At 68.9% G+C, this 20383-nt stretch carries 16 protein-coding genes and 1 tRNA gene; 11 read left to right on the top strand and 6 right to left on the bottom strand.

Translation table 11 applies throughout. The features are described from left to right. Positions 1-4: 4 nt before the first annotated feature. The gene (locus BLR21_RS23180; protein ID WP_090008358.1) at positions 5-1102 is read right to left on the bottom strand and encodes a sugar ABC transporter substrate-binding protein; all 1098 of its coding nucleotides are present in this window, start codon (positions 1100-1102) and stop codon (positions 5-7) included. A gap of 231 nt (positions 1103-1333) precedes the next feature. Between BLR21_RS23180 and BLR21_RS23175 the strand changes: the two genes are divergently transcribed. From BLR21_RS23175 to BLR21_RS23165, 3 genes are all read left to right on the top strand, one after another. Continuing rightward, on the top strand, positions 1334-3028 hold the full coding sequence (locus tag BLR21_RS23175) for a S8 family serine peptidase (RefSeq protein ID WP_090008154.1): 1695 nt from the start codon (positions 1334-1336) through the stop codon (positions 3026-3028). A gap of 167 nt (positions 3029-3195) precedes the next feature. Further along, positions 3196-3912, top strand: coding sequence for a helix-turn-helix domain-containing protein (locus tag BLR21_RS23170; protein WP_090008152.1), 717 nt, complete (start codon positions 3196-3198; stop codon positions 3910-3912). A 52-nt stretch (positions 3913-3964) separates the two neighbouring features. Beyond that, positions 3965-5425 carry an alpha/beta hydrolase gene (locus BLR21_RS23165; RefSeq protein WP_090008150.1) on the top strand — a complete coding sequence of 487 codons (1461 nt, stop codon included), beginning with the start codon at positions 3965-3967 and terminating at the stop codon, positions 5423-5425. Positions 5426-5476: 51 nt separating this feature from the next. Here the strand turns inward: BLR21_RS23165 and BLR21_RS23160 are convergent, their stop codons facing one another. Then, positions 5477-8407 carry a glycine--tRNA ligase gene (locus tag BLR21_RS23160; RefSeq protein WP_090008357.1) on the bottom strand — a complete coding sequence of 977 codons (2931 nt, stop codon included), beginning with the start codon at positions 8405-8407 and terminating at the stop codon, positions 5477-5479. A gap of 152 nt (positions 8408-8559) precedes the next feature. Here BLR21_RS23160 and BLR21_RS23150 point away from each other — a divergent pair, with 152 nt between their 5' ends. The 4 genes from BLR21_RS23150 (at position 8560) to BLR21_RS23135 (ending at position 13093) form a co-directional block, all read left to right on the top strand. Then, entirely contained in the window at positions 8560-10467 is a 1908-nt protein-coding gene (locus tag BLR21_RS23150) for an LCP family protein (protein ID WP_256334878.1), read from the top strand. A gap of 116 nt (positions 10468-10583) precedes the next feature. Further along, complete coding sequence (locus BLR21_RS23145) at positions 10584-11069, top strand: helix-turn-helix domain-containing protein (RefSeq protein ID WP_256334877.1); 486 nt, start codon at positions 10584-10586, stop codon at positions 11067-11069. 76 nt (positions 11070-11145) lie between these two features. Continuing rightward, a complete protein-coding gene (locus tag BLR21_RS23140; protein ID WP_256334876.1) occupies positions 11146-12393 on the top strand; it encodes a MurT ligase domain-containing protein in 1248 nt (415 codons plus the stop codon). After that, positions 12386-13093 (top strand): type 1 glutamine amidotransferase, encoded by a 708-nt coding sequence (locus tag BLR21_RS23135; protein ID WP_030479202.1) that lies wholly within the window; start codon positions 12386-12388, stop codon positions 13091-13093. The genes BLR21_RS23140 and BLR21_RS23135 overlap by 8 nt, the downstream gene beginning before the upstream one ends. On the opposite strand, the gene BLR21_RS23130 is transcribed toward BLR21_RS23135, so the two are convergent. After that, positions 13059-13643 carry a TetR/AcrR family transcriptional regulator gene (locus BLR21_RS23130; RefSeq protein WP_090008351.1) on the bottom strand — a complete coding sequence of 195 codons (585 nt, stop codon included), beginning with the start codon at positions 13641-13643 and terminating at the stop codon, positions 13059-13061. The two genes, BLR21_RS23135 and BLR21_RS23130, sit on opposite strands and share 35 nt — an antisense overlap. Before the next feature lie 115 nt (positions 13644-13758). Here BLR21_RS23130 and BLR21_RS23125 point away from each other — a divergent pair, with 115 nt between their 5' ends. Beyond that, a complete protein-coding gene (locus tag BLR21_RS23125) occupies positions 13759-15222 on the top strand; it encodes a flavin-containing monooxygenase (RefSeq protein ID WP_090008143.1) in 1464 nt (487 codons plus the stop codon). On the opposite strand, the gene BLR21_RS23120 is transcribed toward BLR21_RS23125, so the two are convergent. Next, positions 15219-16265 (bottom strand): zinc-dependent alcohol dehydrogenase family protein, encoded by a 1047-nt coding sequence (locus tag BLR21_RS23120; protein WP_090008141.1) that lies wholly within the window; start codon positions 16263-16265, stop codon positions 15219-15221. The genes BLR21_RS23125 and BLR21_RS23120 overlap by 4 nt on opposite strands. Positions 16266-16717: 452 nt before the next feature. On the opposite strand from BLR21_RS23120, the gene BLR21_RS23115 reads away from it, so the two are divergent. Continuing rightward, positions 16718-17332 carry a TetR/AcrR family transcriptional regulator gene (locus BLR21_RS23115; RefSeq protein ID WP_245816491.1) on the top strand — a complete coding sequence of 205 codons (615 nt, stop codon included), beginning with the start codon at positions 16718-16720 and terminating at the stop codon, positions 17330-17332. Here the strand turns inward: BLR21_RS23115 and BLR21_RS23110 are convergent. Beyond that, a complete protein-coding gene (locus BLR21_RS23110) occupies positions 17329-17550 on the bottom strand; it encodes a DUF3618 domain-containing protein (RefSeq protein WP_030469566.1) in 222 nt (73 codons plus the stop codon). The genes BLR21_RS23115 and BLR21_RS23110 overlap by 4 nt on opposite strands. Before the next feature lie 109 nt (positions 17551-17659). On the opposite strand from BLR21_RS23110, the gene BLR21_RS23105 reads away from it, so the two are divergent. Next, a tRNA-Leu gene (locus BLR21_RS23105) sits at positions 17660-17736 on the top strand. 136 nt (positions 17737-17872) lie between these two features. On the opposite strand, the gene BLR21_RS23100 is transcribed toward BLR21_RS23105, so the two are convergent. After that, positions 17873-18958: an ATP-binding protein gene (locus tag BLR21_RS23100; protein ID WP_090008139.1), complete on the bottom strand. Its 1086-nt coding sequence runs from the start codon at positions 18956-18958 to the stop codon at positions 17873-17875. Positions 18959-19308: 350 nt separating this feature from the next. On the opposite strand from BLR21_RS23100, the gene BLR21_RS23095 reads away from it, so the two are divergent. Next, positions 19309-19923 carry a DedA family protein gene (locus BLR21_RS23095; protein WP_256334875.1) on the top strand — a complete coding sequence of 205 codons (615 nt, stop codon included), beginning with the start codon at positions 19309-19311 and terminating at the stop codon, positions 19921-19923. Positions 19924-20383 lie beyond the last annotated feature (460 nt).

Genomic DNA, 20383 nt, shown 5'->3' with positions numbered 1-20383 from the left:
GTCTCTAGCCTCCGACGATGTCCTGCTGGGCGCAGACCTGGGCGAGCCCGCCGGCGCACAGTTCCGCCGGCTTGACGATGCCCTCCGTGACCAGCGTCCGGACGGAGTCCTTCTTGATCAGCGTCGCGCCGAGCAGCACCGACTTGATGTCGCGTCGCGAAACGGGATCCCGCAGGTTGCCGGTGGCGAGGTCATCGGCACCCTCCAGGTCCCCGCGGGCGATGGCGATCGCCAGCCTGGCGGCGGCCTCGGCCTCGTCGCGCACCGGCTTGTAGACGGTGACGCACTGGTCGCCGCCCAGCACGGCCCGCAGGCCGTCCACAGTGGCGTCCTGACCGGTGACCGGGACCCGCAGGTTCTTCTTCTTGAGCACGGCGATGACCGCGCCGGCCAGGCCGTCGTTGGCCGCGACCACGCCGTCGACCTTGCCGCCGTTCTCGTTCAGGATCTGCTCGAACAGCTGACCGCCGAGGTCGTTGTTCCAGTCGGCGACCGGCTGCGACTTCACGAGCCTGAGCGCGCCGCTGTCGTACTTCGAGGACAGCCGCGACTTCTGGCCCTGCGTGAAGAGGGTCGCGTTGTGGTCGGTCGGAGCGCCCTGGATCTCGATGATCTGGGCGCCCGGCTTGTCGCCGAGGCAGGCCATCAGGCCGTCCGCCTGCAACTGGCCGACGTTCACGCTGTCGAAGCCCACGTGGTACTCCGCCGTGCCGCCGAGCGTGACCCGGTCGTAGTCGATGACCGGGATGTTCGCGGCCTTCGCCTTCTTGTGGACCGCGAGACCGCCCGCCGCCGACAACGGCGTGATCATCAGGACCTTCACCTTACGGCGGATCATCTCGTCGGCGATCTGCGCGAACTTCGCCTCGTCGCCCTCGGCGTTCTCCATGAACGGTTCGATGTCCGCGTAGTTGAACGCCTGTGTGAGCAGAGGACGATCCTGCTCTTCCCAACGCGTGGATGTCGTTCGGTCGGGAAGGATTACCCCGACGATTGGTTTGGGACCACGCGTAGGCAGCGTCGGAGACCCCTGACCTGCGTCGCCACAGGCGGTGAGGAGAAAGAGCAGGCACGCCGACGATGCCATTACCCGTCTTCGCATAATCGCGAAGTCCATCCCTTGAATCTTGTTAAGTCAAGATTTCTTCTCATAACATCACGCTCCGCTTCCGATCGGCTACAGTTCGATTCCGTACGAAAGGCGCTGATGCGCAGCGAATTTTCGTGTCAGTGTGTCCAACTTGGGCGGCAATCGGGGGCCGCTCCGTGTGTTGTTGGATCCAGCCCTGACCGGGTGTGAGGAGACAGCTAGGTGAGAACGCGCAGAACCGTGATGGCGGTGGCGGCCACGGTGTCGCTGATCGCAGCGGGCACTTCGGCGGCGGGGGCCGCGCCGGCCACCACAGGGCCGACCACGGAGTACACCGTCCTTCTGGAAGAACCCGGAAACCGCGACTTCGCGATCGACGCCGTGGAAGCGGCGGGCGGCGAGGTCGTGCGGAGCAACGACGCCGTCGGCCTGCTGACGGTCAAGGCACCCGCGAACGGCTTCGCGGAGAAGGTTTCCGCTTCGAGCGCGATCGTCGGTGCCGCTCGGACCAAGCCGATCGGGCACGCGCCCGCGGCCGAGAAGACCAAGCGGGACAACGTCGAGAAGGAGAACAAGGGCGAGAAGCCGAACAAGGCTCCCGCCCAGCAGGGAACGACGGCCGGCATGGACCCGCTCGACGGGGACCTGTGGGGCCTGAACCTCGTCCGCTCCAACATCGCGCGGGCCAAGCAGGCCGGCGACAAGCGCGTGTACGTCGGTGTTCTCGACACCGGTGTGGACGGTTCCCACCCGGACATCGCGCCGAACTTCAACAACGAGCTCTCGCGCAACTTCACGGTCGACATCCCCAACGACTCCGACGGTGGCGTCTTCGACGGCCCGTGTGAGTTCCGCGGTTGCGTCGACCCGGCGAACTGGGACGACGGCGGCCACGGCACGCACGTCGCCGGCACCATCGGCGCCGCTGCCAACGGTTTCGGCATCTCCGGTGTCGCACCGGGTGTGTCGCTGGTCAACATCCGCGGCGGCCAGGACGCGGGCTCGTTCTTCCTGCAGCCCGTCGTCGACGCCATCACCTACGGCGCCGACATCGGCCTGGACGTCATCAACATGTCGTTCTACGTCGACCCCTGGTACATGAACTGCGCCAACGACCCCACGGCCTCGGTCGAGGAGCAGCTGGAGCAGCGCACGATCATCGCGACCGTGCAGCGCGCGTTGAACTACGCGCACCGCAAGGGCGTCACGCTGATCGGTGCCGGTGGCAACAACCACGAGGACCTGGGCAAGCCGCGCCAGGACACCGTGAGCCCGAACTACCCGCCGGGCCACAACCGCCCGCGTCCGGTCGACAACGCGACGTGCCTCAACCTCCCGACCGAGGGCAACCACGTCATCTCGGTGTCGGCTCTCGGCCCGTCGACCAACAAGGCCGACTACTCGAACTACGGCGTTGAGCAGACGGCGCTCTCGGCTCCCGGTGGTTACTTCCGCGACGGCCTCGGCACGCCGTGGTACCGCACCAACGAGAACATGATCCTGTCGACCTACCCGCGCAACGTCGCTCTCGTCGAAGGCGCGATCGACGAGGCCGGCAACATCACCGAGGCCGGTCTGGCCGCCGGTGTGAAGAAGGCCGTGCAGGGCGACAAGGTCGGCTACTACCAGTACCTGCAGGGCACCTCGATGGCCGCCCCGCACGCCGCTGGTGTCGCCGCGCTGATCGTCAGCCAGTACGGCAAGAAGGACAGGAAGAACCCTGGCCTGACCCTCTCGCCCGACAAGGTCGAGAAGGTGCTCTACAAGACCGCGACGCAGCGCGCCTGCCCGAACCCGCGCACCGTGTCGTACGTCAACGTGGGCCGCTCGCCGGAGTTCGACGCCACCTGTGAAGGTGACGCGAAGTTCAACGGCTTCTACGGTCACGGCATCGTGGACGCCTACGGTGCTGTCACCCGCGGTCGTCAGTTCCTGTAAGTCCTGGTAGGACAAAAGGCCCCGGTCGGCTCGACCGGGGCCTTTTGCGTGCGACGAAAGTGGACTCTCCCCGCCACCTTCGTCGGAAAGATCCGCCCTGCCTTGACCGTGCCGTAGCGGCATGGTTTCAACTGGGTCGTGTCCGGGCCGAACGGGGGGAGAACGTCGTGGGGTGGAGCACCAGCCAGCTGGCCGATCTCGCCGGCACGACGTTGCGCACGATCCGGCACTACCACGACGTGGGCCTGCTCGCCGAGCCGGAACGCCGCGCCAACGGCTACAAGAGCTACGGCGTGCCCCATCTCGTGCGGGTGATGAGGATCAAGCGTCTCACCGATCTCGGCCTGTCGCTCACGCAGATCGCGGACCTCGGTGACGGGGACGAACATCCCGGCGAGGCGTTGCGCGAACTCGACGCCGAACTGGCCGCGACGATCGAACGGCTGCAACGGATCCGGGCCGAACTGGCGGTGATCCTGCGCCAGGAGGCGCCGACCGACCTGCCGGCCGACGTCGCGGCGATGATCTCGGGTGCGAACCTGTCACCGCAGGACCGTTCGTTCACCGTCGTGCTGGCGCAACTGCTCTCGCCGGAGACGCTGACCAGGTACGCCGAGACGCTGAAGGGCTACTCGAAGGATCCGGCGGTCGTCGAGTTCGACGCGCTGCCGGAGGACGCCGACGAGCAGACTCGGCAGAGCCTGGCCGAACGCATGCGCGCGATGCCGTACATGGCCGAGATGCGTGCCGCGTTCCCGGACGCGGCAGGTCTGTACAGCGACGCACCGCGCGGTGTGGAGCACGCGAAGCGGACGGTCATCAAGGTCATGGTCGAGCTCTACAACAAGGCCCAGCTGGACGTTCTCGTCCGCATGAGCGGCTGACATTCATTGGTTTGGCGCGCCGAGGGGGCGCGCCGTCGGGGAGGATTTGCTAATGCGAAAATCGTTGTCTCTGGCCGCGGTCGTGACCGCCGCCGCAGCGCTGGTGGCGGTACCGGGGGTGTCGTCCGCGGCACCGCCCGTGAAGCAGGTGCAGTGGGTCACCTGCCCTGCTGACGTGGCGCTTCCCGGACTGGAGTGCGGAAAGCTCCAGGTGCCGCTGGACTACCGCGAGCCGGAGGGCCGCCAGACCGAGATCATGATCACCCGGCTGGCGAGCAGGAGCCCTGAGAAGCGCAAGGGCATCCTGCTGACCAACCCCGGCGGGCCGAGCGAGGGCCTGACGTTCCCGTTCGTCCTGAAGGCACTGGGAATGCCGCAGACCGTGCTGGACGCGTACGACATCATCGGCATGGATCCGCGCGGTCTCGGTTACAGCTCGCCGACGACGTGCGACCTCACGGAAGAACAAATGGCTGCGGGGAGCGTGCCGCCGTACGCCGTGAAGCCGTCTGACGTCCGCAAGCGCGCCGACGAGACGAAGAAGATCGCAGAGCAGTGCCTGAAGTCGTCGACCGCGGACACGTTGCCGTACAACACGACCAGGAACATCGCCCACGACCTGGACAGCGTTCGCGCCGCACTGGGCGAGAAGAAGGCTTCGTTCCTCGGCTACTCGTACGGCACCTACCTGGGTTCGGTCTACGCCACGCTGTTCCCGAGGACCAGCGACCGCGTCGTGATCGACAGCAACCTCCCGGCGAGCGGCTGGGACGTCGAGGGCGGGCGACTGATGGCCCGTGGCGTCGAGGACACGTTCCCGGACTTCGCGAAGTGGGCGGCGGCGCACCCCGAGTACGGCCTGGGCGCCACGCCGCAACAGGTGCGCGCCAAGTACTTCGACCTGGCCGCACGCCTGGACGAGAAGCCGTCGGTCGAGGGCATCAACGGGCAGATGTTCCGCATGGGCACGTTCGCGGGCCTGTACAGCACGACTGACGAGTCGTTCGCGAAGCTCGCCGCCTCCTGGAAGGCGTTCGACACCGGCCGGCCGCAGCCGCCGCAGGAGTTCCCGGAGGTCCCGCGCATCCAGGCCCTGCTCGCGGGCCGCCTGAACGTGATCTGCGGCGACTCCGAATGGCCTTCGTCGGTCCGCGCCTACGAGCGCAACGTCGCCGTGGACCGCATCCGCTACCCGATGTTCGGCGCGGCCGCCGCGAACATCCAGCCGTGCGCGTTCTGGCCGAAGCCGGTGGAGAAGCAGGTGCGGCTGTCCGACCGCGGACCGCGCAACATCCTGATGGTGCAGAACGAGCGCGACCCCGCCACGCCACTCGCCGGCGCGCACTCGACGCGGCGCGCGTTCGGTGACCGGGCCGCGATGATCACCGTCGACCAGGGCGGGCACGGCGCCTACCTGATCGGCAGGAACAAGTGCGCCAACGACAAGGTGACCGAGTACCTGCTCGGCGGACAGCGTCCGAACGACGCGAAGTGCGCCGCTGAGTCTGGCTGATCTCCGACGGGCCGGCTCGCTCACCGCGAGCCGGCCCTCCTTGTCGTCGTCCTACAGCTGGGTCCAGTCCAGCACCGGCGCCGCGAAGTCCCGGATCGAAGCCAGCAACCCAAGCCGCGCGGCCTTCACCTTCTCGTCCTCGGCCATCACGAGCACCTCGTCGAAGAACGTGTTGATCGGCGCGGTCAGCCCTTCGGCGGCAGCGAAGAACGCGGCCAGCCCGACGACATCCCGCGACACCCCGTCGAACGCCTTGTGCAGCGCCACCTCGGCGGGCTCCGACAACACCGAGGCGTCGTACGAGCCCTCGACGGCCGCGGGCACGATCCGCCGCACCCGCTGCAACGCGGCAGCCAGCGCGTCGAAGGACTCGTTGCCCGCCAACGACTCCAGCTGCGTCAACGTCTCGTCGGCCAGCACCGGTGAGTCGGCCAGCGGCAGCACCGCCTGCACGAACCGGTGCTCGTGCCCGCCGTCGAGCAACGCCTGCTCGTACCGGCGCACCGCGAACTCGCGTGCGGTCTCCAGAGCCTCCGCGGAAACCTCGAGTCCTTCAGCGGCAAGGGAAAGCGCCACCGGCAGCGTGATCGCGCGCAGGTCCGGGAACGCCCGCAGCACGGTCACCGCGCCGAGAGCCGCGCGGCGCAGGCCGAACGGGTCGGACGAACCGGTCGGCTGCGCGCCGATGCCGAACAGGCCCGCCAGCAGGTCGAAACGGTCCGCCAGCGACAGCAACGCGCCCGGCACCGACGACGGCAGCGCGTCGCCGGCCGAACGCGGGAGTTCCATCTCCCACAACGCCAGTGCGACCTCGGACGTCTCGCCTGCGCGTGCCGCGTACTCGCGAGCCATCACGCCGGCCAGCGACGACAGCTCGATCACCATCTGCGAGCCGAGGTCGAACTTGGCCAGCGCACCCGCGCGGTCCAAGGTCTCACGGTCGACGTCGACGACCGAAGCGAACCGGCCCGCGAGCGAAGCGATCCGGGACGCACGGTCCGCCATCGAGCCGAGCTTGTCCGCGAACGTCAGCTTGGCGAGACCGGACTTCATCTCGTCCAGCGGCGTCTTGAGGTCCGCCCGCCAGAAGAACGCCGCGTCCTCGTACCGCGCGCGCAGCACGGCCTCGTTGCCCGCTCGCACCAGGTCCGCGTCCACGGCACCGTTCGCCACGGCCACGAAGTGCGGCAGCAGGGTCCCGTCGGCCGACCGCACCGGCAGGTAGCGCTGGTGCTTGCGCATCACCGTGGTGAGGATCTGCCCCGGCAGTTCCAGGTACCGCTCCTCGAACGAGCCGAGGATCGGCGTCGGCCACTCGACGAGGTTCGTCACCTCGTCCAGCAGGCCGTCGACCTCGACGACACCGCCGACCGACGCCGCCAGCTCCTGCGCGGCGGCGACGATCGAGGCGGAACGCACCGACGAGTCGGCCTCAATGCCATGCGACCGCAGGAACTCCAGGTAACCGTCCGCTTTGGACACTTCGACGACCGGTGCGCCGGCCGTCCGGTGCACGCGCGTCGAGGTACCCGAGGCGAGCGACGACACCGCGACCGGCACCGGGGTCTCCCCCAGCAACGCGAGCAGCCAGCGGATCGGCCTGGTGAACGACAGCTTCGGGTCGTTCCACTTCATGTTCTTCTCGGCCCGCAGGTCCGACACGACCTCGGCCAGCAGCCCGCTGAGCACCTCGACGGCGCCACGGCCGGCGTCGGACTTGGTCAGCGCCACGAACTCGACGCCGTTCTCGGTCACCCGCCCCAGAGCTGACACCTCGACGCCCTGGCCGCGCGCGAAGCCCTGCACGGCCTTCGTCGGGTTGCCGTCGCCGTCGAAGGCAGCGGAGACGCGAGGACCGCGCACAGTGCGTTCGGCGTCCGGCTCACGCGGGGAGACCGCGGGCACCAGCACGACGATCCGGCGCGGCGTGCCGTGCACGGTCACCTCGCCGCTGGACAACCGGGTCGCTGCCAGCTTCGAGGTCACCGCGGCGCGCACCGCGTCGACGGTCCGGATCACCTCGTGCGGCGGCAGTTCCTCGGTGCCGATCTCGAACAGCAGCGTCGCCGGCGCGACGACGTCCGCGAAGGACGAGGGCTTCTCGACGGCGGCCGGGAGTTCGGCCACACCGAGCGGGTGCCCGAGCTCGGACCGGCGCTCGGCCCACAGTGCGGCGACCTCACGGGCCAGTCCGCGCATCCGGCCGAACGCACGGGCGCGCTCGGTCGTGGAGATCGAGCCCCGCGCGTCCAGCACGTTGAAGATGTGCGAGCACTTCAGCACGAAGCTGTGCGCCGGCACCGGGAGGCGGGCGTCGAGCATGCGCCGCGCCTCGGCCGCGAACTCCTCGAAGAGGCGCTTGTTCGCCTCCACGTCCGCGTCGTCGAGGTAGTAGCGCGACATCTCGAACTCGGCCTGGCCGAACGCCTCGCCGTAGGAGATGCCGGGCGCGTAGGCGATCTTCTTGAAGTGGTCGACGCCCTGCAGCGCCATCATGATCCGCTCGATGCCGTAGGTGATCTCCACCGACACCGGGTCCAGCGTCATGCCGCCGGCCTGCTGGAAGTACGTGAACTGGGTGATCTCGAGGCCGTCGAGCCAGACCTCCCAGCCGAGGCCCCAGGCGCCCAGGGCGGGCGAGGCCCAGTTGTCCTCGACGAACCGGACGTCGTGCCCGCGCACGTCGATGCCCAGCGCCTCCAGCGAACCGAGGTAGAGCTCCTGCGGGTCGCCCGGATCGGGCTTGAGGATCACCTGGAACTGGGTGTGCGTCTGCAGCCGGTTCGGGTTCTCGCCGTAGCGGGCGTCGTCGGGCCGCACGGACGGCTCCACGTAGGCGACGCGCCACGGCTCGGGGCCCAGCACCCGCAGCACGGTGGCCGGGTTCAGCGTTCCCGCCCCGACCTCGGTGTTGAACGGCTGCACCACGATGCAGCCTCGGTCGGTCCAGTACTTGGTCAGCGCGAGCAGCGCGTCCTGCATCGTCAACACGGCGACGAGTCTACGAAACAGATAAAACCGCTGGTCAGGGGGCCTCGATCGGGTGGTCTCCGGCGCTGTGTCACCCTGTGCACAACCGAGTGGCGGCCCCGCACGTCTACTTGGTGTACCCGAATGCGCTGAAAGGAGTGGGTGTGGACAACCGGCCGCCGCGGCCGGGAGACCCGAACGGGAATCCCAGGCGACCTTCCGCCACCCCGCGCCCCCAGGTGGGCCAGCCCCGCCGCCCGCAGGTGCCGCCACGCGCGGCCGAACCGCCGCGCAGGCAGCCCGGCGGTGCCGAACCCCCACGCCGGGAGCCTCCGAAGCGCGCCGAACCGCCGCGCCGCGAGCCGGTGAGCCGTGTCGAACCGCCACGCCGCGAGCCGGCGAGCCGCGCGGAACCGCCGCGCCGTGAGACCCCGCGCAGGGAGTCGGCGAACCGCAGCGAACCACCGCGCCGAGCCACGTCGTCCGCCCCGCGCCCGCGTCCGGTCGTCGACCGTCCCACGGTCCGCACCACGCCCGCGAAGGCGAAGGCCGCCGCACCCGCGCCCCGGCCGAGGCCCAGGCCCGCGCCGGCCCGCCGGCCGAGCAAGGCCGAGCGCGGCGCGTCCACCGGCGCCAAGATCTTCATCAGCATGCTGTCGGCGACGATCCTGCTGGTCACCGGCATCGCGTGGCAGAACCTGACGGCGCTGACGGACGGCCTGACCAAGCAGGACCTGAACCTGGCCGACGCGGGCGAGAAGCCCGCCGACGGTGCGATCGACATCCTGCTGGTCGGCATGGACAGCCGCACCGACTCCAAGGGCAACCCGCTGCCGCAGCACATCCTCCACGAACTGCAGGCGGGCGGCGCCGACGACGGCGGCTTCAACACCGACACGCTGATCCTGCTGCACATCCCGAACGACAGCGGCAAGGCCTACGCCGTGTCGTTCCCGCGCGACTCCTACGTGAGGATCGCGGGCGGGTTCGGGCGACACAAGATCAACTCCGCCTACGGTTTCGCCAAGAACAAGGCCGCCGAGAAGCTGCAGGGCAGCGGCAAGCCCGCGCCCGAGATCGAGATGGAGTCGCGCAAGGCGGGCGCGAACAACCTCATCGAGACCATCCAGACCCTGACCGGCGCGACGATCGACCACTACGCCGAGGTCAACCTGGTCGGCTTCTACGACATCACCAAGGCCATCGGCGGCATCGACGTCTGCCTCAACAACAAGGTCCGCGACAGCTTCTCCGGCGCGAACTTCCCCGCGGGCCCGCAGACCATCGAGGGCAAGAACGCGCTCGCGTTCGTCCGCCAGCGCCACGGCCTGCCGATGGGCGACCTCGACCGCGTCGTGCGCCAGCAGGTCTTCATGGCGGGCCTCGCCAAGAAGATGCTGTCGGCGGGCGTGCTCACCGACAGCACCAAGCGCAGCGAGATGATCAAGGCCGTCAGCGGCGCGATCGTGCTAGACGACGGCTGGGACATCACCAAGTTCGCCCTGCAGATGAAGGACATGACGGGCGGCAACATGACCTTCCAGACGATCCCGACGGGCAACCCCGACCTGCAGACCCCGGAGGACGGCTCGGCGGTCGAGGTGGTCGAGTCCGAGGTGCGGACGTTCGTCAAGAACCTCGGCAAGGCCCCGGCGTCGTCGAACCCGGCGGACCCGAAGTTCGACAAGGCCTCGGTGACCGTCGACGTCCGCAACGCCTCCGGCCAGGCCGGTCTCGCGGGCGAGGTGCTCCAGTCGCTCGTCGCGAAGGGCTTCACGGGCGGCCAGACGGGCAACGCCGACGCCATGTCGAAGTCGGTCGTCCGTTACGGCAAGGGCGGCGAGGCGGGCGCGAACGCGGTCCAGGAGACGCTCGGCGGCCTGAAGATCGAGGAGGACGTGAACGTGCCGGTCGGCGCCGTCCGCGTGTTCCTCGGATCGGACTACTCGGGTCCCGGCGCGCGGGGTTTCACCGGTTCCGGAGTACTCGCCCTGGACGGTGCGCGTCAGCAACCGGCTGACCCCGCGGCCCCTCCGCCCATCTCCGCAGACGGTGTGCGCTGCGTAAACTGATACCCAGAGTAGATATGTATCCCCCATTCGGGGGGTTCTCCTAGCAAGTTGCGTAAGCAGCGAAGCACTGGCGCCTTCCATCACCGTGAGACCCGCTCACGGGGTGGAGGACCAGGGTGCAGACTGCGAACGGCCAAATCGACACAGTGGCGTACCAGCGCGTGCTCGGTGACGAGATCCGCAGCCTTCGCAAGCAGCGCGGATGGACCCGCAAGGAGCTGAACAAGCGGCTGCAGACCGAGATCTCGCTGCAGACGCTGGCGACCTACGAGCTCGGCACCCGGCAGTGCTCCGTCGTGCGTCTCGTGGAGATCTGTCACGCCCTCGACGTTCCGGCACACGAGGTCCTCGCCCGCGTGCACGAACGCTTCTTCGGCGACACCCCCGCCGGGCATCTGACGCTGAGCCTCACCGGGATCGCCGCGACCGACAACCCCCGGATCCTGCCCCTCAAACGGTGGGCGGCCGGACGGCTGCTCGCGCTGCCGTCAGGTGCCTCGCCCGACGTGCACCTCGACCTGCCCGCACTGGAAAACATGGCGCAGCTGTGTCAAGTGCCTACGGTGGAGCTCATCCGGATCCTGCGAGCACTGAGTCGCTAGTTGTACCGAACCCCGTTCACACCAACGCAACCACCGTCCGAAAGGGCCGAACAGCTGCGCCGGTAGCATCGCCGGGGTGAACGATTCCCCCGCCCGCCTCCCCCTGCGCACCGCAGCCGCCGTGAAACTGGGCAACCTGAGTTCCACGCTGTCCCAGAAGATGGGTCTCGGCGCCGGCGGCATGATCGGCGGCCGGGTCGCGCTGAAGCTCGACCCGCAGGCGCTGGGCCACCTCACCCAGGGCCGCAGGGTCGCCGTCGTGACGGGCACCAACGGCAAGACCACCAGCACGATGATGCTGGCGCGGGCCGTGGGCGCGCTCGGCGAGGTCGCCACGAACCACAGCGGCGCGAACATGCCCGACGGCCACGTCACGGCGCTCTCGAAGCAGCCGGACGCGCCGTACGCCGTGCTGGAGTGCGACGAGGCCTACTTCCCGGCCGTCGCGGGCGCCAGCAACCCGTCCGTCGCGGTGATCCTGAACCTCTCGCGTGACCAGCTCGACCGGGTCGGCGAGGTCCGCACCATCGAGCGGTCGCTGCGCGACGCCGTCGACAAGCTGCAGAACTGCACGATCATCGCGAACTGCGACGACGTGATGGTGACGAGCGCGGCTTGGAACGCCTCCAACGTCGTCTGGGTCGCCACCGGCACCGGCTGGCACCACGACTCGGCGAGCTGCCCGCGCTGCGGCAACCCGATCCGCTGGCAGGGCGAGCACTGGCACTGCACGGGCTGCGACCTCTCCCGCCCGCACCCGAGCTGGATCACCGCGGACGAGGCGATGATCACGCCGGAGCACCGGCAGCTCGAACTGCGCCTCACGCTGCCGGGCAAGTTCAACCAGGCCAACGCCGTCATGGCGGCCGCCGCCGCCCACGCGATGGGTGTCCCCGCCGACGAGGCGGTGCGCCGCCTGCGCGGTGTCTCCAACGTGAGCGGCCGCTACCGCACGATCCAGCGGGGCGGCCGCAGCGCGCGCCTGTTGCTCAGCAAGAACCCGGCGGGCTGGAGCGAGACCCTCACGGTCGTCAAGGAGGCCAACCACCCGGCCGTCCTGGTGATCAACGCCCAGGAGGCCGACGGCCGCGACCTGAGCTGGCTGTGGGACGTCCCGTTCGAGCGCCTCCAGGGCCGCACGGTCATCGCGTCCGGCGAACGGGCGACCGATCTCGCCGTCCGCCTGACCTATGCCGAGGTCCAGCACACGATCGTGCCCGACCCGCTGAAGGCCATCGACCAGATGCCGCAGGGGGCGGTCGAGGTCATCGCCAACTACACCGCGTTCCGCGACTTGAATGCCAGGGCTGCCGCTGATGAGTGAGTCGACAATCCAGATCGCGCTCGTGCTGCCGGATCTCCTCGGCACATATGGCGACTTCGGCAATGCCGTGGTCCTCGAGAAGCGCATGACGTGGCGCGGTATCAAAGCCGAGATCGTGCCGATCAACTACGGCCAGCCGGTGCCGGACTCGTGCGACATCTACGTCGTCGGCGGAGGTGAGGACACCGCGCAGACGCTGGCGGTGAAGCACCTGCGCGAGCACCCCGGCCTGCAGCGCGCCGTCACGAAGAACGCCGTGGTGCTGGGCGTCTGCGCCGGCATCCAGATCTTCGGTGAGAGCTTCACCCGTGCCGACAACGTCACGCACCCCGGCATGGGCCTAATCGACTCGACCTCGCACGCCGGCGGCAGCCGCGCGATCGGTGAGGTCCTCGCCGAGCCGGCGAACGGCCTGTTCGAGGGCGTGCTGAGCGGGTTCGAGAACCACCAGGGCCGCACCGTGCTCGGCCCGGCCGCCCGGCCGCTCGCGCACGTCAAGGTCGGCACCGGCAACGACGGCAGCGTCGAGGGCGCCGTGCAGGGCCGGATCCTGTGCACCTACCTGCACGGCCCCGTGCTGCCGCGCAACCCGCAGATCGCGGACCTGCTGATCGAGTGGGCGACGGGTGTGAAGCCCGCGCCGCTGGACCTGCCCGCCGTCACCGCTATGCGAGCCGAGCGGGTGAAAGCGGCTTCCTAAGGCGGTTGTCCACGCCTGGCCAGATCACGGCCATCACGTAGTCGGTTGCGAGCGCGGGCCCCACCGAGGGCCTGCGCTCCATCCAGACCGCGAGACGTTCCGTCGCGCCGACGACGATCTCGGCGAACGCCTCCGCCTCCAGCGGGTCGATGTCCGGCGTGAACGACGCCAGGACGGCCCCGATCATGTCCGTCTGCTGCTGGCGGATGCCTTCCACCTCCTCCTGCGCCGACGGCACCGCCACGGCCGCCTCCTGCCGCAACAGGGCCCACGACCTGCGGTGCTCGTCGATGAACTCGAAGAACGCCAGCAGGCCGAGCCGCAGGAACTCCTCGGGACTCGCCGCACCGGCGATCGCCGCCGCCGTCTTCTCGCGCAGCTCCGTGCGCGCACGGTGGATGCAGCCGATGAGCAGGCCTTCCTTCGAGCCGAAGTACTCGTAGAGCATCGGCTTCGAGACGCCCACACGTTCGGCGATCTCGTCCATCGAGGTGGCGAGATAGCCCTGCTCGGCGAAGATCTCCTCAGCGACGGTGAGCATCTGGGCCATGCGCTGGGCCTTGGGCATGCGGCGCCGAGGAGCTGTCACGAACAGAGTCTACCGCTCGTAACTTACTTCGAGTAACCTACTGCGAAGTAGCCACCGCGAGCGGAGGGACTTCCCCATGCACCGAGAGACGAAAGTGCTCGTCATCGGCACCGGCTTCTCTGGCCTCGGCATGGCCATCGAGTTGAAGCGCCGCGGTGAGCGCGACTTCGTGGTGCTGGAGAAGGCCGCCGACCTCGGCGGCACCTGGCGGGACAACTCCTACCCGGGCTGCGCGTGCGACGTGCCGTCGCACATGTACTCGTTCTCGTTCGAGATGAACCCGAGGTGGTCGCGGATGTTCGCGCGCCAGGGCGAGATCTTCGACTACCTGCAGCGCGTCGCCGAGAAGTACCGGCTGCGGCCTCACATCCGTTTCAACACCAAGGTCTCCGGCGCGCAGTGGGACGACGAGGCCAAGCGCTGGAACGTCACGACCGAGCAGGGCGACACCTACAGGGCGCAGGCCCTGGTCGCGGGCGTCGGCGCGTTGCACATCCCGAACGTCCCGGAGCTGCCGGGCATCGAGAACTTCGGCGGCAAGGCGTTCCACTCGGCACAGTGGGACCACGACTACGACCTGACGGGCAAACGCGTCGCCGTCATCGGCACGGGTGCGTCCGCGATCCAGTTCGTGCCGAAGATCGCCGGCCAGGTCGCGTCGATGAAGATCTTCCAGCGCACGCCGCCGTGGATCATGCCCAAGGCCGACCGCGCGATCAACGGCTGGGAGCAGAAGCTGTTCCGCGCTTTGCCTTTCACGCAACGGATCTACCGCAACTTCGTCTACTGGGTACGCGAGTCGTCCGCACTGGGGTTCGCGATCAACCCGAAGATCATGCAGTTCGCGCAGGGCATCGCGTTGAAGCACATGAAGAAGCAGGTGCCGGACGCACAGCTGCGCAGGAAGCTGAAGCCCGACTACACCATGGGCTGCAAGCGCGTGCTCATCTCCAACGACTTCTACCCCACCCTCGGCTACCCGAACGTGGACCTGGTGACGGACAAGGTCTCCGAGGTGCGCGAGAAGTCCATCGTGGACAGTGCGGGCGTCGAGCACGAGGTCGACGTCATCATCTACGGCACCGGGTTCCACGTCGTCGACTCGTTCGACTACCTGGACATCCAGGGCAAGGGCGGCGTCGACCTCGCGAAGCAGTGGCGCCAGGAGGGCATCGAGACCTACTACGGCATCACGGTCTCGGGTTTTCCCAACCTGTTCTTCCTGCTGGGCCCCAACACCGGACTCGGGCACAACTCGGTCGTGTTCATGATCGAGTCGCAGATCCGGTACATCTCGCAGTGCCTCCAGCTCCTCGAAAAACACCGCGCAGCGGAGCTGGACGTGCGAGTGGAGGCCCAGCAGGAGTTCAACAAGGAGCTCCAGCAGAAGCTCACCAAGGGCGTGTGGACCCAGGGCGGCTGCAAGAGCTGGTACCTCGACGCGCAGGGCGTGAACCGCACCGTGTGGCCGGGATTCACCTGGCGGTACTGGATGCGGACCAAACGCGTACGCGCCGAGGACTACGTGCTCACAAACTAGCCCGCGATCTGGGGCCGGACGATGACCTTGAGGGCGGTCCGCTCGTCCATCGCCTGGTAGCCCAGCGCGACGTCGTCGAGCGAGACCGTCCGGTCGAAGACGGGACCGGGGTCGATCCGCCCGGCGAGCACGTCGGCCAGCAACTCCGGCAGGTACGCGCGGACGGGCGCGACACCGCCGCCGATGGAGATGTTGCGGCCGAACAGCTTGCCCAGCGGCAGCCCCGGCATCTCGTGCGGCACACCGACGTAGCCGATCCGGCCGCCGTCGCGCACGATGCCCATCGCGGTCTCCCACGACTGCTCGGTGCCGACGCACTCCAGCACCGCGGCCGCGCCGAGGCCGCCGGTCATCTCCTTGATCCGCTCGATCGCGGCCTCACCACGTTCGGAAACCTGGTCCGTGGCGCCGAAAAGCTTCGCGATCTTGGCCCGGTCCTCGTGGCGGCCCATCGCGATGATCCGCTCGGCGCCGAGCCGCTTGGCCGCGAGCACACCGCACAGGCCGACCGCGCCGTCACCGACGACCGCGACCGTGCTGCCGGGACCGACACCCGCGCCCATGGCCGCGTGGTGACCGGTGCCCATGACGTCGCTCAGGCTCAGGAACGCGGGCAGCAACGCCGCCGGCGCGTCCGCGGGAACCCGCACCAGCGTGCCGTCGGCCTGCGGCACGCGCACGGCCTCGCCCTGCCCGCCGTCGCTGCCCTTGCTGCCCCAGAAACCGCCGCTGCGGCAGGACGTCTGCAACCCGGCCTGGCAGTACGCGCACGTGCCGTCGCTCCACACGAACGGCGCGATGACGCGGTCGCCGACGTTGACGGAGTGGACCTCGCCGCCGACCTCCTCGACGATGCCGAGGAACTCGTGCCCGATCCGCTGCCCGCCCTCGCGCTTGGCCACGCCCCGGTACGCCCACAGGTCGCTGCCACAGATGCACGCGAGCTCGACCCGGACGACGACGTCGGTGGCCTCCTGGACGGCCGCGTCCGGCACCTCCTCGACTCGGATGTCTCGGGTGCCGTAGATCGTCGTAGCCCGCACCGGGCGCCTCCCTTGCCTCGTTGCCCAACCGTTACATCGTCCTCCTGTCCCGGCGTTTCCGCCGAATCGAGACGCTGTGGAATTGCTTACTCATGCTCGGCATCGCGGCTGTGGCGTAGAAATGTCCTGCTTGGACTGTCCCGGCGGGACGTCCGGGTTGTTCGTCGTTCCGTTTCCCTTGCCGTTGCCGGGATCGGCGAGCGCGGACCACCCCTCGTCGAAACCGGTCGTGATCTTCAGGCTTCCGACAGGAACTCCACGAACCCCTCCCAGTGGCCGGCCGACGTGCCGTCACAGGCCAGTTCTGGCGGAGATCGCGCAGGCCCGACCGGCGCAACACGATGCAACAACCGGGTGCTGCTGACCCTGCGGGTGGGCCAGGACGCCTAGGATGTGCCGCCAAAGGGGCGGGGAGGACACGCATCAGCCGTGCCCTTGTACGAGGAGGTGGCATGGCTGTGTCGACAGCGGCGTTCAACGAGGGCAGGGTCCCCCAGCGGGGCCGTCCTCGCGACGCCAGCAGGGACGACGCCTTACGTCAGGCAGCGCTCGAGGTGATGGCCGAGGTCGGGTACCGGGCCCTCACCATGGACGCGGTGGCGGCCCGTGCGAGAGCGGGCAAGGCGACGATCTACCGGCGGTGGGAGTCGAAGCTCGATCTCGTGATCGACACGTGCACCCAGCTCGCCACGCAGAACCTCGCGGCACCGGACACCGGCTCGCTGGCCGGAGACCTGCGCGAGTTCCTCTCGTCGTTCGCCGCGTTCCTCTCCGGACCGATCGGCAAGGCCGCTCAGGCGCTCGTGGGCGAACTGCCGCACGAGCCCGAGCTGGCGGCGGCGTTCCGGGAGACGTTCCTGATCTCACAGCGCGACGTGCTGCGCGGCATCCTGGACCGGGCCGCCGAACGAGGCGAGCTCAAGGCCGACGCACCGCGCGGCATGGCGGTCGAGATCGCGGGCGCCGCCCTGATCTACCGGCTGATGCTGACCGGGGACCCGCTCGACGAGCCGTTCGTGGAGAAGGTCGTCGAGCAGGTGCTCCTGCCGTTGGTGCGGGTTTCCTAGCGGAAGAGCTTGCGGACCAGCGCGAAGCCGACCACGGCGCCGACCGCGATCAGGGTGTACTTGACCTTGGGCTGGCTCAGCACGTCGAGCACGGACGACTTGCCCTGCTCGACGAGCTTCTGCGGGTTGGCGCGCTCGCTGAGCTCGTCCAGGGTGGCGGCCAGCGCGGTGCGAGCCTGTTCGATCTCGCGCTGGATGGTGTCGGGATCGCGAGCCACATGTCCTCCTAGCAGCGGTTCTGCCCGCAACCGTAGTGGACGGCCAGGAGTGCGGCTTCGCGCGACCCGGGAGAGCGTGTACATGGGGTGCCTATAGGCTTCCACCCGAGGGGTCGTAGCCCAATTGGCAGAGGCACTGGGTTTAGGTCCCAGCCAGTGGGGGTTCGAGTCCCCCCGACCTCACCATCTTCGTGGGCGAACGTGCTCACGGAGCACGTTCGCCCAGGTCAGATCGCGTGTCCTGCAGGGCCACCCCGCACCCCGGGTCAGGGCTTTTCAGTGGTTCGCCGCAGGGGCCGACCCGTGGCGGACCACCTTCGGATCAGCCGCTGAAGTACCGCGAATCTCTCCCGCGAACCTCCCCGGCGAACTGCTCCGCGAGCCGTTCCCTGCCGTAGAGCCGGACCGACTCCAGCTGCTCGAAGCGGCCGGCCCCGGTGAACGTCAGCAGCGACTTGGCCACGAGCGCGGACAGCACCACCAGCACCCGGTCCGAGGGCAGGTCGCAGGCCTGGACGGCGCCGTCGAGCCCGAAGCCGCCAGGCCCCTGCGAGATGCACCGGAACACGTGCTGCTCGTCGGCGCTCAGGTGGTCGTAGCTCCACCCGATCGCGGCGCGCAGGCTCCGGTGGCGTTCCGCGGCGGTGCGGTTGCCCCGGTTGAGCAGCTCCAGCCGGTCGTCCAGCCGCGCCAGGACCTCCTTGACGGGCAACAGGGTCACCAGCCTGGCCGCGAGTTCGATGGCCAGAGGGAGGCGATCAAGACGCGCGCACAGCGCAACCAGCGCGTCCCTGTCGCCCAGCCGCAGGCCCACCTGGTTCGCGCGGGCGCGGTCGGCGAACAGCTCCACCGCGTCCGTGATCGACAACGGCTGCACCGCGAAGAGGACCTCACCCGGCACCCGCAACGGTTCGCGGCTGGTCGCGATGATGGTGAGGCCGGGACAGCCGAGCAGCAACGGCTCCAGCAGCGCGGCACACTTCGCAGCGACGCGCTCGCAGTTGTCCAGCACCAGCAACGTCCTGTGGCCCGCGAGCGCGCGCACCAGCGTGCTCAGCACGGGCCCCCTGCCCGGTTCACCGAGCGCCACCGCACAGGCTCTCGCGACGTCGTTCGCCGACGCGAGCTCGACCCACGTCGCCCCGCTTCCGGCGAACTCCTTGACCAGCCTGCTCTTCCCGACGCCGGCCGGCCCGACGAGCGTGAGCACGCGCGTGCCGACGAACCCGCCGAGACGGGCCAGCTCGGCATCGCGGCCGACGAAACTGTCCAGTGCCGTAACGGGTTCGTTCACGCGCTGCCGGTAAGCGCGCTGCCGGCAGGCGTTCGAGCAGTACCGCGCGTGTCTGCGCCGGGAGGTGGCGGTCGCGGTGCCGCAGAACGCACACGTCCCCACCTGGTCAGCCATCGAACACGATCGTAGTCAAACGATTTCACGCCGGAAAGGCGTTTCCGGAACGTTGTGGACCAATGGCACGTGTTCAGGGCCCACCCGATCCTCTGTGGATGAATGATCAGCTCGGCGTGGACCGTGCTCGAGACCCGCGATCAGGCCTTGAAGGCGACCGGCGTGAGGACTCTCACCCTGCCCGTTCCGGACGGTCGCAACGACACGCGAACCGGCCGCGCTTCTCGCGCGAGCACTGAGGATTCGACTCCCCCTAGTGGTCATCCCCCAGTTGAGGTGAGGTTTTCCCCACCCCAACCTTGCGGCCTACCCCAATGTCCCCGAACCACACCATCCGTAACTTGGACCCCATGAACTTGGTCGACTGGGTCACCGACCTGATGCAAACGGCCGGCGCACCCGGAGCGGCTCTGGCGATCGCGCTGGAAAACCTGTTCCCGCCCCTCCCGAGCGAGGTCTTCCTGCCCCTGGCCGGCTTCACCGCGGCCCAGGGCAAGATGTCGCTGCTCGACGCCATCCTCTGGACCACGCTCGGCTCGGTCGCCGGCGCGCTGCTGCTGTACTGGGTCGGCGCCATGCTGGGCCGCGACCGGGTCCGCCGCATCGCCTCCCGGATGCCCCTGGTCCGAGTGTCCGATGTGGACAGAACAGAGGCGTGGTTCCTGCGCAACGGCTACCAAGCGGTCTTCTTCGGCCGCATGATCCCGGTCTTCCGCAGCCTGATCTCGATCCCGGCCGGCGTCGAACGCATGCGATTAGCACCGTTCGTCGCCTACACCGCAGCAGGCAGCCTGCTGTGGAACACGGCGCTGATCCTCGCGGGATACCTGCTGGGCGACAACTGGCACCTCGTCGAGCAGTACGTGGGCATCGGCTCGAAGGTGGTCCTGGGCCTGGCGGTGGTGGCCGTGCTGATCTTCGTGGTGACCCGCCTCTCAAAGAAGCGCGCCAACTCACGCGTCTGAACGCTCGCACTCCGAAGCAGCGCGCCCGCGGTCAACCCTCAACCGGTCCGCCCGCATCCCGGCGTCACAACCAAGCCACTCAGGCCCGCCGTCGGCAACCAGGCCGAACGCCCGCCCGTCGGAGCCGCTCGCAGGCAGTCAGAACCTCCGGCGTCACACCGAAAACCACTCACACCCCCGAGTCGCCACGCAACGCCGTTCAGCTGCGGCAGGTACAGCACCCAGTCCGCACGCCACACCCGTGTCGCTCGGGTCCCCAACCACGCCCGCCCGCAGCGACCCCGACCAGTCGCCACCCCTGGGCCGCGCAACCCGACTCACGCCTGCCCCCAGCAACCCCGACCAGCCCCCCACCACCGGACCGCGCACAACCCACACCCACACCCGCCCGCAGCAACCCGACCAGCCCCCCACCGCCGGACCGCGCACAACCCCCACCCACACCCGCCCGCAGCAACCC

This window comes from Lentzea albidocapillata subsp. violacea, from assembly GCF_900100275.1.
Lineage (GTDB): Bacteria > Actinomycetota > Actinomycetes > Mycobacteriales > Pseudonocardiaceae > Lentzea > Lentzea violacea.
Note: the sequence above shows the minus strand (reverse complement) of the source record. Positions and strands in the feature narration are given on the sequence as shown.